General features: G+C 44.0%; 1 protein-coding gene. It reads right to left on the bottom strand.

All coding sequences use genetic code 11. From position 1 onward, the window contains the following. Nucleotides 1-394: 394 nt before the first annotated feature. Nucleotides 395-715: a hypothetical protein gene (locus H7U37_RS15045; RefSeq protein WP_204876974.1), complete on the bottom strand. Its 321-nt coding sequence runs from the start codon at nt 713-715 to the stop codon at nt 395-397. Between the last annotated feature and the right edge of the window lie 94 nt (nt 716-809).

An 809-nucleotide genomic window follows, 5' to 3' on the forward strand; every position in this document is an offset into this window, starting at 1 on the left:
TCTCCCGGAAAAGCTGTTATCAAGGGGAATAAGCCCCTATCATGCACATTGCAAATGCGATATTCTTGAGTTTGTCGAAAACCGCTTACACAAAATTTTCTGCCGTGCCCTGAAATGAACGGGGTTACACCCGGCCTTGACCGCCGCCCGCCACCCCGCTGAATGGGTGAACAAGGCGGCCAATCCCTCAAAGTGCTTGGCCGCTCTCTTTCTGATTTTGGAGCGTTTCTTCTCTCAAATTTGAAATGGGCGGGAAGCCATTTTAGGGCTTTCCCGCCTTGATTACCCTTTAGCAAAGACGGGCGGGACTGTCAATGGCGGCGCATGAAATGCGCCGTTCATCTTGACCGTTGACTGTCTCGACTGGCTTTGCTGTCTATCCAAGGTGTTTAAGTTAGTTTTTCAATTCGTCAGCGTGTTCTTCACAATGCTTCTGTACTTCTTTCAGCCATGTTTCATACCAATACCATGTTTTTGATATTAGTACCCCAAAGCTGTATTTTGGATCTTTCGCATTGCGAGACTTCCACAATTCAGTATGCTTGTTAATTGAAAACTTATCATATCCTTTTTTCTTCATCAAAGATACAATCTCACTTGGTAAATACTTTCGTTTCTCTGTTTCTTTCAAAATAGCATATGTTTTCTCAATGCCCTCCGCAAGTGGAGAATCACTTTTGATAAATTCAACGACTTGGTCTGAAGTGACCCCCAAAAGTTAGACAATATTTGAAAGTAAAAATTGTTTAAGCAGCCGAAAGGGCTTGTTGTCTGTGAATTGCAGGCGGCAAGCCCTTCAGCTTTGCCTT

This window comes from Pseudoflavonifractor phocaeensis (genome assembly GCF_016901735.1).
GTDB lineage: Bacteria > Bacillota > Clostridia > Oscillospirales > Oscillospiraceae > Pseudoflavonifractor_A.